The 14522-nt window shown below is 58.3% G+C and carries 14 protein-coding genes, 1 tRNA gene and 2 pseudogenes; 3 read left to right on the forward strand and 14 right to left on the reverse strand.

Going from position 1 to position 14522, the window contains the following annotated elements; all coding sequences use genetic code 11:
- From Q363_RS12535 to Q363_RS45440, 12 genes and pseudogenes are all read right to left on the reverse strand, one after another.
- A partial coding sequence (locus tag Q363_RS12535; RefSeq protein ID WP_157466788.1) for a class I SAM-dependent methyltransferase occupies positions 1–298 on the reverse strand: 298 nt, incomplete at its 3' end.
- Between the two features lie 48 nt (positions 299–346).
- Entirely contained in the window at positions 347–589 is a 243-nt protein-coding gene (locus tag Q363_RS12540; RefSeq protein ID WP_035350554.1) for a hypothetical protein, read from the reverse strand.
- On the reverse strand, positions 583–1047 hold the full coding sequence (locus tag Q363_RS12545; RefSeq protein ID WP_035350555.1) for a CYTH domain-containing protein: 465 nt from the start codon (positions 1045–1047) through the stop codon (positions 583–585). Before Q363_RS12545 ends, Q363_RS12540 begins: the two co-directional genes overlap by 7 nt.
- A gap of 428 nt (positions 1048–1475) precedes the next feature.
- Positions 1476–2630 carry an alpha/beta hydrolase gene (locus Q363_RS12555; RefSeq protein WP_211256173.1) on the reverse strand — a complete coding sequence of 385 codons (1155 nt, stop codon included), beginning with the start codon at positions 2628–2630 and terminating at the stop codon, positions 1476–1478.
- A complete protein-coding gene (locus Q363_RS12560; protein ID WP_211256174.1) occupies positions 2627–2893 on the reverse strand; it encodes a carboxymuconolactone decarboxylase family protein in 267 nt (88 codons plus the stop codon). The genes Q363_RS12555 and Q363_RS12560 overlap by 4 nt, the downstream gene beginning before the upstream one ends.
- Positions 2877–3443, reverse strand: coding sequence for a (R)-mandelonitrile lyase (locus Q363_RS12565; RefSeq protein WP_245632186.1), 567 nt, complete (start codon positions 3441–3443; stop codon positions 2877–2879). The genes Q363_RS12560 and Q363_RS12565 overlap by 17 nt, the downstream gene beginning before the upstream one ends.
- A 523-nt stretch (positions 3444–3966) precedes the next feature.
- Entirely contained in the window at positions 3967–4716 is a 750-nt protein-coding gene (locus Q363_RS12575) for an SDR family oxidoreductase (RefSeq protein WP_035350565.1), read from the reverse strand.
- A gap of 125 nt (positions 4717–4841) precedes the next feature.
- Positions 4842–5270, reverse strand: a complete 429-nt coding sequence (locus tag Q363_RS45435; protein WP_281175988.1) for an NAD-dependent epimerase/dehydratase family protein — start codon at positions 5268–5270, stop codon at positions 4842–4844.
- Positions 5271–5478: 208 nt separating this feature from the next.
- Positions 5479–5784: pseudogene (locus tag Q363_RS46180) on the reverse strand (SDR family oxidoreductase); the annotation flags it as partial.
- Positions 5781–6074 carry a DUF6510 family protein gene (locus tag Q363_RS12585; RefSeq protein ID WP_035350568.1) on the reverse strand — a complete coding sequence of 98 codons (294 nt, stop codon included), beginning with the start codon at positions 6072–6074 and terminating at the stop codon, positions 5781–5783. The pseudogene Q363_RS46180 and the gene Q363_RS12585, both read right to left, overlap by 4 nt.
- On the reverse strand, positions 6056–6532 hold the full coding sequence (locus Q363_RS12590; protein ID WP_281175990.1) for a ferredoxin reductase domain-containing protein: 477 nt from the start codon (positions 6530–6532) through the stop codon (positions 6056–6058). The genes Q363_RS12585 and Q363_RS12590 overlap by 19 nt, the downstream gene beginning before the upstream one ends.
- Before the next feature lie 3 nt (positions 6533–6535).
- Positions 6536–6652 (reverse strand): annotated as a pseudogene (locus Q363_RS45440) (hypothetical protein); the annotation flags it as partial.
- A 157-nt stretch (positions 6653–6809) separates the two neighbouring features.
- Between Q363_RS45440 and Q363_RS46185 the strand changes: the two are divergent.
- Together Q363_RS46185 and Q363_RS12600 are read left to right on the forward strand one after the other, a co-directional pair.
- Positions 6810–7136, forward strand: a complete 327-nt coding sequence (locus Q363_RS46185) for a tyrosine-type recombinase/integrase (protein WP_211256177.1) — start codon at positions 6810–6812, stop codon at positions 7134–7136.
- Positions 7137–7156: 20 nt separating this feature from the next.
- Positions 7157–7248 (forward strand) — tRNA-Ser (locus Q363_RS12600).
- A gap of 25 nt (positions 7249–7273) precedes the next feature.
- Here the strand turns inward: Q363_RS12600 and Q363_RS12605 are convergent.
- Positions 7274–8350: a tetratricopeptide repeat protein gene (locus Q363_RS12605; protein WP_084080295.1), complete on the reverse strand. Its 1077-nt coding sequence runs from the start codon at positions 8348–8350 to the stop codon at positions 7274–7276.
- Positions 8351–8439: 89 nt separating this feature from the next.
- Positions 8440–12117, reverse strand: a complete 3678-nt coding sequence (locus Q363_RS12610) for a TonB-dependent receptor (protein ID WP_035350574.1) — start codon at positions 12115–12117, stop codon at positions 8440–8442.
- Between the two features lie 569 nt (positions 12118–12686).
- On the opposite strand from Q363_RS12610, the gene Q363_RS12615 reads away from it, so the two are divergent.
- Positions 12687–14492 (forward strand): glycoside hydrolase family 13 protein, encoded by a 1806-nt coding sequence (locus Q363_RS12615; protein ID WP_035350578.1) that lies wholly within the window; start codon positions 12687–12689, stop codon positions 14490–14492.
- Positions 14493–14522 lie beyond the last annotated feature (30 nt).

Genomic DNA, 14522 nt, shown 5'->3' on the forward strand with positions numbered 1-14522 from the left:
GTTTGATGAAATGCAGGAAATTGGCCATGAGCACGCCATCGAGCGCAGGCAAAGAGAGATCGCTCTTTCCCAGGTTCACAACCTCCTTGCGGATGGTTACGTCTTGATACCGGTCGGGAATCTGCGATAACGATCTTTCGTCTTTGTCTATGGCATGGATGACGCTGCCTGGGGGCAGCAACGTTGCGAGGGCGAGGGTAAATGTGCCGGTCCCGCAACCAAGATCGCACCATGTCTGCGCACGTGCTCCTACAATTTGGTCTATCCTAATCAATTCGGTTGCGTCAGCAATGTACATCGCAATTTGGCTCTGCGAGCCTGCTTCCTTCCGGCTTCAAGGTTATTGTCATCCATCCTTCAGAAACAACGCTTCCCGGGCCAGCTTTATTTCATGCATGATGAAATTCCAAAATTGACGGGTCTCCTCAAAATCGGCAACAATTTCACCGCCAATGGGCGACGCCCGGACGCTTACTAACCGCCCTTCTATTGCTGATCTGAAAGTTGGGAAGCGCTGCTTGGTTCCCAAGGTCAGCACGAAAGTCAGAGCCGTGATGTAGCCAACACCGCACAATTGGTTCGTTACCACTGGGAGAATGGGTTCGCAACCAGATTTGCATTGAAGTATCGGGGATCGCCCGTCACTTCTTGATCGATCCAGCTCGGAAGCGTAACCGATTGAGTCTCGTCCTTGAGTTCGATTTCCGCAATGATTAGTCCCCGGTTGTCGCCCTCGAACTCGTCGATTTCCCACACCAAGCCTTCGTGCGAGACGCGATACCGGGTCTTTTCAATTAGCGGCCGCTCGCAAAGCCGATCAAGCATCTCGTTCGCGTCGGCAAGCGGGATTTCATACTCATACTCGGACCGGGTCGCGCCGACACTCTCTCCCTTGATCGTGATGAACCCCTTATCCCCTGTGGTTCGCACGCGAAACGTACGCTCTTTGACTGTGCTGAGATATCCCTGGCGGTAGCATTTCCCGCCGTCCTGGCCGCGCCAGGTATTGCCTTTGACTAGAAACTTGCGCTCGACCTCTTTCGCCATGCGATTCTCTCCAGCCTATCGTGATTCATATTGCTGCTGCGAATCTACGCTGCCAAATCAAGAATGCGGCGAGTTTTACGATCAAGAGCTATGGAAGGGCAGGATCGTCTATGTTCGATTTGTCTGGTCGGAGATCACCCCGAATTCGGCTCACTTCGAGCAATCCTACTCGGATGATGGCGGCAAGACCTGGGAAATCAACTGGATCACGGACCAGACCCGTGACGGGTCTGTCAAAACACACTGAACGCCGTTAAATTTCTGAAGGAGAGTCGCACGACTGCGAGACAGTTGTCATTGACGCTTTCACAGAGGACGGCGCAAGTCCAAGTGTCACGCGCTCGAACCAGCTGAGCTAACCGCCCTCTAATAGTCCCTCTTCTTTTCTGAGAGGAACTTCGACAGCTGATCCGCAATCTGGACGTTGTTCAGGTCCGACATCGGGAAGTGCGTGTTGCCCCGAATCCCAATCTCGGGCAGGTGCACGACGGTGAATCGCCGCCATGGCGGTTCACAGCATCCCGCCACCGCTTGGCCATTTCGAAGAAAATGCGCCATTGCTCCTGGCCCGGATTCATGCTCGGCTTGTCGGGAATGTTATCGCCGTAATAAATGATGATCGGTATCTTCGTGAGCAGCATGAAATCCGATTTGGGCACCGTGATGGCGCTCAGCGGTCTGCCGCCGAGCGTCATGGACGGCGGCACCTCTCCCTCGGGAAAAGGAAAGTCGAAGCCCGGCTCGTAGGAAACGATGCCGCGGACATTTCTGTTCTTGATGGCCGTGCGCCAGCCCAGCCCGCCGCTCTGTGAGTGTGTAACGAGAATGCCCGGACCGATCTTGTTAAATAGCGCCGAAACAGCCTCCGTATTCACCTGCACGTCATACGGACCGGTGTTGGGGACCATCTGCCGGAAGAACTGGTTGAGCGCCTCCGGCTCGCGGGAGAACTGCACCTCCGGATAGAAGTCCGGCCAGGCGCCGAGCCGGAAGATGCCGAACCAGAGCTGCTCATCTGGTGTGGCAGTGATGTTGATCGGCTGCGTGCCGTGTGCGGCGCGGCCACGCCGCGGCTGGTCGATCAGGTAGACCGGGAAGCGGCGGCGCAGGAAGATGTTTTGGAACCCTTCGCGCCCATCCGGGGTGGTCTCCCACGTTTTGGCAGACTGCCCGTGGCCGTGCCAGAAGACGAGCGGAAGTTTTCTGGCATTCACCGGGACCTGGTAGAAGACGTAAGCGTGGTCGCCGTGCAATGTCTGGCCTGCGGGATCAGTGCCGGCGGGGTTGTACGCGCCCTGCTTAATGGGGTCGAAAGTGCCGGGCACCGTAATGACTTCCCCGCCGACAGCGAAGCTGCCTTGCTCCTGGATCATCAGCGGCTCAGGCTTACTCTTGTTGGTCTCTCGTGCGCCCGCTGAAGTGAAGAGGAAGACCGCCATCAGCCAGAGCGCAATGGCAGATTTCCGACGCTTGCTGCTCAGAGAATTTACCCTGGTGACCCTGAGGGCGGGGGATTCCAGGTTGCTCTTTTCAGGTTTCTGTTTTTGCATGATTTCTCCAGCGATTCGCCATTCGTAATTCATTTCTTCTCGAAAACTTCCCTGGCAACGTTGATGGCGTTAACCGCGTTGGGCCAGCCGGCATAAAACGCCAAGTGAGTGATGGTCTCGATCAACTCCTCCTGCGTCACGCCATTCTCGAGCGCTCTGATGAGGTGAGACCGGAGCTGGTCTGGACGATTCAAGGCAATCAGCGCGGCCACAGTCACCAGGCTTCGGTCACGCTTCGACAGCTCCGGGCGCTCCCATACGTCGCCGTACAGCACATCGTCAGTCAGCTCGGCCAACTTTGGGAGCAAAGTCGCCGATTGCCCCTTGAGACGGCCTAGGCTGTGCGCCGGCGTCGATGCTCGCTCCCTCAGCGTGGAGCGGCGCGCCGTACTGCGCCTCGCTTACCTTCTCTATCCAATCGACGGCCTTGCCGTCGAGCTGTTCCACGATGGCGATGTGCGCCATCGAACTGTTCAGCGCGGCCCCGTGCCAGTGCTTCTGGCCGGGCGGAATCCAGGCCACATCCCCCCGACGGATTTCCTCTACGGGATCGCCCCAGCGCTGCACCCGGCCCGTGCCCGCCGTCACGATCAGGATTTGGCCCAACGGGTGGGTGTGCCACGCGGTGCGTGCGCCGGGCTCGAACGTGACGAGGGAGCCGGAGGTGCGCGCCGGAGCGTTCGCCTGGAACAGAGGATCGACGCGGACGGACCCAGTGAAGTTCTCGGCCGGTCCCGGCCGGGAGGGTTGCGATCCACTCCGAATGATCCTTATCGCTTCCTGCTGCATAGGACTTTGGCTCTGCGCACCTGACACGAGCATGCAGAGTGAGATTCCAATCGCCATATGAATTCTCATCGTGGTCCTTCCTGGTGCCCCTCGCACTTGCTCCTTTTGCTCGGCATTGTAACCCGCGCCATGCTTGCCAGCTGCTACGGCAGAGGTCGCCGTTGAGATTGCGCCCTTAGCGGTAAGACATTCGCAGGATTGATTCAGGAAGGCGATCGCCCTGAATCGGGATTTTGGGAGCTGCCGTATTGATCTCTTCAATATCTTCCGACGTCAGTTTTGTGAAATTGGGTGCCGTAGCTTTGCGGCTGGCCTTGTTGAGATATCGATCTAGCGGCGCAGCGCTGATCCATAGCGCCGAAACACTTCCCTTAGCCACGGCAACCATACGAGCGTATGGGCAAGTAAGTAGTCGTCCGCATTGGAACCGTGTTGAAAAATGGATGACGCGTATTCAAAGTCCTGTGCACTGTAAGCGTGCCGCCATCAACGATCTTGTGGACGTCGACGCGACGTGCTGCATCCTGCCGGTACATGTTCATCCCCTCCAGCTTTGATGACGCTGGCTTTGCCGAGCGCTCTAATCCTCCTGGCTGAGCCAGCCCTCGAAGCGTGTCGCTCCAATATGCGAGTTGCCTCTCGGAACGAGGGATCGCTCGTCCAATTTAGCGCCAAAGTAACGGGCGTGCGTATCGATGACGACTTGGCGTTTGTCCTGGGTTGCGCTCAGAAATTGGCGGATGATTTCGTCGAAACGAAACCGCTCGGGACCAGCTAAATCGATGATGCCGTTGACTGGCGCTCCCAGTGTGACATCGACCAGCACGGCAACCACATCGTCCGACAGGACGGGCTGGATGAGGGCAGGGGGCACGCGAACCGTTTGCCCATCCGTGGGGAATTGAGCGGTGATCCTTCCGATGAACTCAAAGAACTGCGTAGCGCGGAGGATCGTATAAGGTATTCCTGCGGACTGGATCAACTTCTCCTGAGCGACTTTCGCGCGCAGATAGCCGCTATCAGGGATGCGATCGGCACCGACGATTGATACTGCAACGTGATGACCCACACCAGCGTCTGCCTCCGCCGCAAGCAGGTTCCGGGATGACTTCTCGAAGAACTCCAACACCGCCGCATCCTCAAAGGATGGTGAATTCGTCACATCGACAACAACCTCAGCATCCACCAACACATCAGGGAGTCCCGAGCCCGTAACGGCGTTGACACCGGAAGAAGGGGACGCTGCCACCGCCTCATGTCCGCGCTCATGGAGCCTGGGCACAAGTTTCTTACCAATCAGCCCACTGCCACCAATGACGACAATTTTCATGACACACCTCTCATAATTTTAAAGACCATGGTTGTTGAGAAACCATGCAGTCCATGAACGATCGCGTGCATGACCACGATCGTTGCTTCATGTTGAGCAATCTTCATCTTGTCTCCCTTAACTTGTTAACTGGCATAAGCCCCGGTGGTGTCAACGATCCACTCCAACGGTCGCGGTTGAAAATTCAGTTCGCGTTTTGCTTTGGCATTCGATACGCCTCGCATCTGAGTTCCGTAGTACACCGCATCCGCACCACTCGCTTTCAGGGCATCCTCAACCGATATCTGCGGCGGTGGTGGAGCGTTCAGCCATTGAGCGAACGCAGGGAGCCATTCGCGCACCGCCAAAGGTTGATCATTCGTAATCAGATAAATCCCAGGATTGCCTTGCTCTGCTGCTGCAACGGTAGCAATCGCCGCGTCCTCAATGTGTAACCACGACCAGACGCCTTCGCCATTCCCGACGATCGGGAACTGTTGCTGTCGCACCTGTTGGGCAACATCGCCGTCGGGGTTGAACCAGGTGCCGGGTCCATAGAAGAAGCCATAACGCACGGCGATCCCTTCTGTGTTGGGATTTTCCAGTAAACGATGCTCTAGCTAGCTCAGTTACTACGCGGGCATCTGCTGCAACCGCAGGCGAGGCGTCAAATGCTAGAGGCGTTTCTTCATCAGCCAATCCAGGACCAGGAACCGCCCAGAATGCGATCGACTGCCTCAGGTAACGCCGCACACCCGCCGCTTGCGAGGCTGCCAGCATATTGGCACCCCCTTCTAAACGGAGGCGATTGTTGAAGACGGCGGCGGCACTCATTGACTCACGGGTGTAGGTTCTGGGTAGGGCGGTGAGTTGTTCAATCACGATCTCCGGCTGAGCGCGACTGACAACCGCTTTGACCGCATCGGAATCAAATACATCGGCTATCGCAGGTACTATGCCTTGTTTCACGAAAGCCTGAGCTTTCTCAGGAGAACGAGTCAGAGCAACGAGAGCGTGTCCTTTGGCAAGCAATTCCGCGATCAGAGGACGTCCGATCGCTCCCGTCCCTCCTGCAATAAAAATTTTCATCTGTGAACCTCCTGTTGCTGAATTTCCGAGGCGATTCGAAGGTAGGTCATACCGCTCAGGTCGAGGCGGTAGCACCCGCGGATGTACGTAATGCGTATCAGCGCCGTGTCGCAGTCGGCGCAGCGCAGTATTGCACCCATCCCGTGTTGGTAAAGCATCAGTTCGCCGATGGGTCTCATTGTGCCGCAGCCCCCGCAGGTCGCCTCCGCGGCCGTCATCTCAAACCGAAAGATTTCATTCAGCAGTCCACCCGCCGCGTTGCCGTCCAACCTCAAATCGTTATCCTGCATGTCGCTCCATCTCCGGTGGGCCCGAATCGCTCCGTCTTGATGCGTCCGGGCTCGTAGCCTAATTCCCCTAAATGTGTGGCGACCGTCTCGACAAAATCGGTTGGGCCGCAAGTGAAAGCGAGCGGTTTTTCCGCCGGCCGCCAGGCCGTGTCCGCCAACATCGCCCGGTCAATCCTGCGCCCGTAACCCATCCAGTTCGGGGGCCGCCGTCTGGTTAAAGTGTGAATGACGCGGAGCGTAGGGTCGTGCGCGGATAAACGGTCGAGCTCCTCGCAGTAAATAATTTCTTCGTAGGACCGCGACGAGTAAAGGAGTCTGGTCGGAACCTTATTGCCGGTACTCGTGCGGTGGCGAATCATCGACATCAGCGGCGCGATGCCGCTTCCGCCCGCGGCGAGAAATAGCGGAGGGGCCGTCGTCCCCCCGTCGCGGGCGTCCCAGACAAAATAGCCGCCGATCGGCCCGCGAAGCTCGACCCGGTCGCCGACGCGCAACCCGTCGGTTAAATAAGGCGAAACCTCGCCGTCCTCGATGCGCTCGACCGTTAGCATCAGAATGTTTATCTCCCGGCGGCGAAGCGATGGAGTAGCTGCGCTGCGCCTGGTAACCGTCTTCCGCCGTCAGGCGCACATCGACGTGCTGCCCCGCTAGTACTGTGGCCGCAGCAACAACTACGTTGGTCAGCTAAACAGGCCGCAGCCCTCAGCATGCAACTCGTTCCACTTCCAGAGCTTGGTGTGGAGCGGTGCGTCTCTAGAAGGTTCCCGCGGCTGGTTTCCCAGCGCGCTCGAAGAGGCGAAGATCGAAGGATACAGCTGGCATTGCAACCGCCATACCTTTGCCAGTAGACTGGTTATGGCCGGGGTGGATCTGCGCACCGTCGCAGAGCTGCTCGGGCACAGGACACTCCAGATGGTCATGCGGTACTACCATCTCGCTCCCGAACACCAGGCCTCGGCGGTCAACCGACTGGTGAAGTTGGGAAACCGAAGGGACACCAAAGCGGACACCAGAGGTTCTGCGGCGAAAGCGATCCAGCGCAGGAAGGTCGCAAGTAGCTGAAAAATATGTTGTTATAATGCGGAGAGGTGGCAGAGCCCGGTTGAATGCACCTGACTCGAAATCAGACATAGTCGCAAGGCTATCGGGGGTTCGAATCCCTCCCTCTCCGCCATCCACCTCTCAATCCCCACAGCAACTTACCTGACGTTCTCCAGACGAGGCTGGTTGGCCGACTGCAGGCGTTGCGCCTGCTCATTCTGGCGGCTCGCCTCCTCGTTGCGCCCCAGCATACGGTACGCCTGACCGAGCAGGTTATGCGTCATCGCATTGCCCGGATCCATCTTCTCGGCGCGCTCCAGATACATCGTGGCATTCACCGCATCCTGCCGCTTCAACAGCACCTTTCCCAGCAGAATATAGGGCCCCGTTGCGTTCGGCTCGAGCAGCACTGCCTGCTGCAACGCCTGTTGCGCGCGCACGTAGTCTCCCGCGCGAGTATACGCATCGCCAAGCCGGTCGTAACTGCTCGCTTCCAGAGGATTGCGAGCCCGTTCCTTCTCGAACTCCGCGATCGCCTCGTCCACATGCTCTGCTGCCAGGGCAATCTCTCCCAACAGAGCGTGTGCCAGCGGCAGCGACGGGTCTAGAGCGAGCGCCTTCTGCCCAAACTCCTTCGCCACCGGAACGTACTCTCGGCGCAGCAGCATACGAGCCGCCAGCAGATAAGCCGAAGCCGAAGCCGGCGGAAAGCCATACTGTGCAGCGAAGGCGCGTCGCGCATCATCGTAGCGGCGCGTATCGATATAGCAGAGCGCCAGCACATAGCTGGGATCGGTCTTCGTCTCGGGTGTCCAGTTGTGCGCCGCCTCGAGCAACGGAATCGCCTCCGCGGGCCGGCCTAGCCGGAACAAAGTAAGACCGCGCATCTGCGTCGCCTCTTCATCGCCTTGATTCTGCTTAAGAGCATCGGCAAATGCAGCGTCAGCCTCGGCAAACCTCTTCTGCGTGTAGAGCGCCACGCCTCGCAACGTCTGGAGTCCCGCCGTAAGCGGCTGCTGCGCCGCTAGAGCATCCAACTGCTTCAGCGCATCGTCTGCGCGACCGCGATCGATCATCTTTCGCATTTCAGCCAGGCCAGGCTGCGGTTCAGCATTCTTCGCGGCAACCGCTCTGGCGCTGTCAGGCACCTGTGACGCTTGAGCATTGGCAGTCCCCACCCCTGCAACCAGAAGCCCCACTCCCAACGCTGCCCGTACAACATCGAGTCGCTTCATCCGGTTCCCCTGCAATCCTCCCGAGTCTAACTCGAAAACAGAAAGGGGAGCCGAAGCTCCCCTCCCTCTCAAAACAAATACGGTCAGCCTCAGAACTGAACTCTCACCACTAACTGCAGCTGCCGCGGATGAGACGAGCCGTCTGGAAAAGGTCCGCCGGCGATCGTTCCATCCTGTTCGATGTTGCCGCTCGGTGTCCCGTAGTTGATGTAGTTGAAGACATTGAACGCGTCCATGCGGAACTGAACCGTCGCAACCTCGCGAATCGGGAAGCTCTTCATCACCGCAAGGTCCGTATTGAAAAGATGCGGCCCGAAGACGCTGTTTCTGCCAATGTTCCCGATCTGGTTCAGCCCAGGTGCCGTAAATGGTGTCTGACTCAATGGTTTGCCCTTAAAGTAGGTCAGACCACTCCCCGGGAAACCTGAGTACTCATGCTGGAAGGCACCCGGATTTCCATTGACCAGGCAAGGCGCCGACGCCGGTATGCTCGTGTTGCACGAACCATAGGAAAGACTGAACGGGAGCCCGCTCGAGTAGTTCATCACTGGACTCAGCTGCCATCCGCCAATGGCGTAGTTCAGCGCAGGGGACACACCACTGAGGAAGGGCTTGTTCCGCCCAAAGGGCAGCTCATACAGGCCATAGAGGATGACCTGCTGCTGTCTCAGCGCGCTGTCACGTCCCTTCACCGCACGTATGTCCCACGTCGAGAAACCGGTCTGGTAGCTCACAGCTCGCTGCCATGCGTAGTTTCCGTTCAGCGACATCCCTTTAGAGAACTGCTTCGTCACCGTAATCTGCAGCGCGTTATAGTGCGTGTTGAAGCTATTGCTGTAGAACGTAACGCCGTTGGTCCAGCCGCACTGGCCAGGGCCGATAAGCGGGTCATTGACCTGTGCCTGATAGCCAGGAGTGGAGCACGCAGGAAGCTTCCCTCCGTAATAGCGCTGCAAATAGGTCGAATTGTTCGTCCCCCCGGATGGCGAGATGCCAAGCACCGGCTGGCCATTCGTCGCCCTCACTCCGTAATTCGTGGTCAGACTGACCCCCGGATCATAGTGGAGAGGCTGTCCGGTGACACTGAACTCCGCCGGCAGGGAGATCGCTGTCTCGTTGGGATTGGTCGTATTGCCGCTCACATCGCCAAGGGTATGCGTACCCTTGTTACCCACGTAGGCAACCGTAAATGACCACGTCGGGCTCAGAGACTGTTGCAACGCAAGGTTCCAGGCATCAAGCGTCGGAAGGAGCAGCGAGTTGGGACGTGCTCTTGAGTTGACCGCGTATCCGGGGTTGGGCAGGAATCCGTCCGCCGGAACCTGAATCCGCGTCGGATCGGAAGGCCCCTGCGCCAGATTGAACGCCTGACTGAGAGGACCACCAGTCTGCGTAATCTGCTGGTTCGAGAGCACAGGCAGATTCTGCGTCGCTGCATGTCCGAAGATCGAGCCGAAGACGCCAATATCAAAGCTGCGACCATAACCGCCGCGGATAACGGTCGACGGACGCCATTGGTATGCGATGCCCACTCGTGGACTATACGTATTGGTCGTTCTGCCCCAATTCATATTGCTGGCAACGTCGCCAACTCCAGCCACATTCAAATAGCCCGTATTCACGTCCAGCAGTGCGCCATTGCCGGCAGAATTGATCGTCTCGGGAAAGTAGACCTCGTAGCGAAGCCCGTAGTTCAACGTTAGCTTCGGCGTGGCCCGCCACGTGTCCTGCGCATAGAAGAAGGTGCGCTTCTGGAACTCCTTCGCGTTCGTCGATGTGCTCACATAGCGGTTGAAGCTGGTCACCGTTCCCAAGGCAAATGTTGCAAAGCCAAGGCCACCCTGGGGAGCACCCAGGATACTCGGGTTCGACGTCGGCGTATTGCTGAAGTGCAAAATTCCCGTTCTATCGTTATCGCTGGGGACACGAAGATTTCGTGCATAGCGAAGATCTGCGCCGAACTTGAGCGAGTGATTCCCCAGAACCTTTGTCCAGTTGTTCACTATCTGGTACTGGTCCTCTTTTTGTTTCAGCGGGCAGTTGCACCGGTCAACATTCAGTCCAGCGCCGTACTGTGGTCCCTGGCTCTGCGGGTTCGTAGTCGCTGCACCGGTCGTCGTGCCGACCTCCGCCAATTGAAAGCTCGGAGCGCCGCTCGTAATCGGATCCGCCGTGTTCATGCCCGGAATACCTAGTTGATTCGCAAGATCAACGCCCTGGTCGTACTTGGAGGTGTTGATGTTGTAGCGGAAGTAGCCGAGACGAATGTCCGTCACCAGCTTCGGGTTGAGCACAATGTCGGCTCCCAGCGCAACGCTGCCGTTCTCTCCCTTCGACGTTCCACCGTAGCCTCCGAGACCAAAGCCGGCGCCGCCCGCCGCACCAAACATCGTCGTTCCCGATAACGTATCGGTAAATCGGCTGTACCTGCCAAAGAAGTGAACTTTATCATTTAGCTGAAAATCGCCGCGGATATCCCATTGGTCGCTATTCAGGCCACCCGTGCCAGATCCGGAATAGTTATTCCTCAGGCCGCCAAAGTTGCCCGGGGTATTTGGTGCGTACGGCTCCAACAGAGTGAGAAGATTCTTCGCCTGTTGCGAAACCTGCGATGCCGGAATCACATTTCCCGGATAAGGCTCGCGGGCGCCGGTAGCAGGATTGGTTCGATAGATAATGCCCGATCCGGCCGGAGTGACTCTCGCCGCATACTCACTGAAGTCGCAGCCGGGAATTCCACTCGGACCAACCTGCTTGCCGAGGCAGGTCGCAACCAGCAGCGCCGACGGGACCGTCTGCACATTTCCGGTCCCGACCTTCTGGCGGAGTCCCTGGTAGTCGCCGAAGAAGAACAGCCTGTCCTTGATGATCGGCCCGCCAATCGAGCCGCCGAACTGGTTCTTCAACTGGTCCGGAATGCTCGAGCGCCCAGGCCCCTGCGTAAACGGGTCCTTCGCAAGGTTCGCCCCGCTCTGCCGGTACCAGAATCCCGTCCCGTGGAACTTATTCGAGCCGGACTTTGTCTGTGCCGTCACCACCGACGACACAGCTTTGCCGAACTCAGCATCGAAGTTCTGCGTCGTGATCTTCGACTCCGACAACGAATCGAGGTTTGGATTCACGACAATGATTCCGAGAATCGGATCCTGGTTATCGGTCCCGTCAAGCTCGTAGGCCGTGCCCGCGAAAGCCTGCCCGTCGACCATGATCTGCTTGCTGCCCTGCGGATTCTCGCTCGCAGCATGGCTCCATCCCATCTCCTGTGCGCCAGGCAGAAGCAGTTGCAGGCCGGTGAAGTTTCTCCCGGCGATCGGCAGGTCGATAACCTCCTTCGACTGGAACACCGTCGATACGTCGGCACGGTCCGTCTTCAGCAGTGGCACCGAGTCCGCGGTCACTTCGACCGTCGTATCCGATGCGCCGACCGTCAGGTTCACCTGCATCTTGGTCGAAGTATCCGCAAAGACCCGGATTCCCGTCTGCTCGTAGCTCTGGAATCCCTGCGCCGTCACCTTGACGTTGTAAGGGTCGGGAATCAGGTGATCCGCGGTGAACTCGCCGCTGGCGTTGGTCGTCAGCGTGCTGGCGGTCCCCTTCGCACTGTCGGTCACCGTGACCGTTGCATTCGGAACGACCGCGCCGGTCGAGTCCGTTACGGTTCCATAGATCGAACCGTACACGGCCTGTGCGGATGCGCTGGTTGCACTGCAAAGGATCGTAAGGAAGATGGCAGACAAAAGCAGTTTGATTCGCGCCGAAACACTCATGACAAGACTCTCCTGAAAGGTACCGCTTTGTCTTGTCTCATCCCCAGGGGATGTCACTCGAAACCGTCGGACGCCTTACTCGTTTTCGCAAGCTCCTCTGGTTGAGACAAGATCGTCTGAACTGAAAATTCAACCTGCCTTCAGCAGGACTGAATTGTTGCTCGCAGATCGCGACGAACATTACTCGCAGTGCTATTCCGCTGTCAACATCCCCTCGGCGCTCACCCGTGCAAGCCTCGGTAGGTTGACCGACACGCTCATTTGCCACTCGCTCGCCTGGTCCCACAGGTCCGACCTTTCAGGGGTCACACCACACCGGGCATCCGCCTGCAAGCTCTTTCCCCTCCGCTACTTATCCCTCGAATCCTGCCTCGAACCGAGGCCGGTCCGCCTGAGGTGGTAGAACATCGACCGACCGCCGCTTCTGTTAGCAAACATGGTTCCACCTCTTCCACGAGCCATTGCCTTCGCGCACGGAGAAGTCGCTGTCGTACCGTGATCCTTTCCGCCGGCAACATTTGCCAGCACCTTGTTCTTGCTGTAGTGTTTGCGAAAAATCGGGAGGCATCATGGCCATGTCGAAACGCATGCGCAGCATCGTTCGCACTGGGCGCCTCGCCCTCGCCGCCTTCACCATCCTTGTTCTCTCCGCAACGGCAGTGACAGCGGCGCAGGCACCCCTCGCATTTCGCGGCGGCCAAACCTCGAAGCCGCAGGCAAACACAGCGGCCGCTCCCTGGTGGAAGCACGCCGTCATCTACGAGATCTACCCACGCAGCTTTCAGGACTCCGACGGCGACGGCGTCGGCGATCTGAACGGCATCACCCAGCGGCTGGACTATCTCCAGACACTCGGCGTCGATGCTATCTGGCTCTCACCCATCTACCCCTCGCCGCTTGTCGACTTCGGTTACGACATCTCCGACTACCAGAGCATCGACCCACAGTACGGCACGCTGGCCGACTTCGACCGCCTCACCTCCGAGGCCAACAAGCGCGGCATCCGCATCATCATGGACATGGTGATGAATCACACGTCCGACAAGCATCCCTGGTTCATCGAATCCGCCAGCTCGAAGACAAACCCCAAGCGTGACTGGTACGTCTGGCGCGACGGCAAACCCGGCGGCACTCCTCCCAACAATCCTCCGAATAACTGGACAAGCATCTTCGGTCACTCGGCCTGGCAATACGACCCGAAGACCAGCCAGTACTACTACCACCGCTTCTACATCCAGCAGCCCGACCTCAACTGGAGCAATCCCGCCGTCGAGAATGCAATGTTCGGCGCCGTTCGTTTCTGGCTCGATCGCAACGTCGCCGGCTTCCGGCTGGACGCCATCCCAACCCTCTTCGAAGATCCGAAACTCCGCGACGCAAAGCTGCAGCCCGGTACCAACGCCTACGGCGATCCCAACCAGGACACCTCGCTCTATGAGAATCTCCCCGAGGTCCACGACATCATGCGCCACCTGCGGGCAACAGTCGACAAATACCCCGGCCAGCGTGTCCTCATCGGTGAAACTTACCTGCCCAACATCGCCGAGCTCGACAAATGGTACGGCGGGACAAAACACAACGAGCTGCAGCTGCCGATGGACATGCTGGTTGGCTTCATCAACAAACTCGACGCCGCTACCTTCCGTCAGCGCATCTCCGACGCCGAGACAAAGATCAGCGGCAATCAGCCGCTCTTCGTCTTCGACAATCACGACAACATCCGCAGCTGGAACCGATACGGCGACGGAACGCATAACGACGCCATTGCACACCTTCTCGCCGCCATCCTCTTCACCACGCGCTCCACCGCCATGATGTACTACGGCCAGGAGCTCGGCATGACCACCACCCCTCCCGAGCGCAAGGAAGACGTGAAGGACCCCATCGGCATCACCGGCTGGCCTCGCGAAAAGGGCCGCGACGGCGAGCGCACTCCCATGCAGTGGGATGACTCCAAGAACGCCGGCTTCAGTACCGCCGCTTCCACCTGGCTTCCCGTCGCCGCCGACTACACCGCGAAGAACGTGAAGGCCGAGCAGTCAGATCCAAACTCCCTCTTCAGCTGGTACAAGCAGCTCATCGCCATGCGGAAGACCAATCCCACCCTGCGCGACGGCAGCATGACCATGCTCGACGTAACGAATCCCTCCGTCCTGTCGTATGTCCGCAAAAGCGTCTCAGGCCATCCCCCGGTTCTCGTCGTGCTCAACTTCACCGGCACAACGCAGACCGTCTCCTTTGACCCACGCAAGGATCACCTGCCTTCAGGCAACGCCCACACTCTTCTCACTAACGCTACCTCGCTCCAGCAGCAGTCCAGCCTCGCTCAAATCGAGCTTCCACCCTACGCAACCTGGATCGCCAGCCTACAATAGCAACAGATCAACTCACTGGCCCGGAGATCA

It is taken from the genome of Edaphobacter aggregans DSM 19364 (genome assembly GCF_000745965.1).
Taxonomy (GTDB): Bacteria; Acidobacteriota; Terriglobia; order Terriglobales; family Acidobacteriaceae; genus Edaphobacter; species Edaphobacter aggregans.

Bases quoted from the DNA above. Each gene is read 5' to 3' on its own strand.
- Q363_RS12545 (WP_035350555.1), bottom strand. From the start codon at position 1,047: ATGGCGAAAGAGGTCGAGCGCAAGTTTCTAGTCAAAGGCAATACCTGG.
- Q363_RS12555 (WP_211256173.1), bottom strand. From the start codon at position 2,630: ATGAATTACGAATGGCGAATCGCTGGAGAAATCATGCAAAAACAGAAA.
- Q363_RS12565 (WP_245632186.1), bottom strand. From the start codon at position 3,443: ATGGCGATTGGAATCTCACTCTGCATGCTCGTGTCAGGTGCGCAGAGC.
- Q363_RS12575 (WP_035350565.1), bottom strand. From the start codon at position 4,716: ATGAAAATTGTCGTCATTGGTGGCAGTGGGCTGATTGGTAAGAAACTT.
- Q363_RS12585 (WP_035350568.1), bottom strand. From the start codon at position 6,074: ATGCAGGATAACGATTTGAGGTTGGACGGCAACGCGGCGGGTGGACTG.
- Q363_RS12605 (WP_084080295.1), bottom strand. From the start codon at position 8,350: ATGAAGCGACTCGATGTTGTACGGGCAGCGTTGGGAGTGGGGCTTCTG.
- Q363_RS12610 (WP_035350574.1), bottom strand. From the start codon at position 12,117: ATGAGTGTTTCGGCGCGAATCAAACTGCTTTTGTCTGCCATCTTCCTT.
- Q363_RS12615 (WP_035350578.1), top strand. From the start codon at position 12,687: ATGGCCATGTCGAAACGCATGCGCAGCATCGTTCGCACTGGGCGCCTC.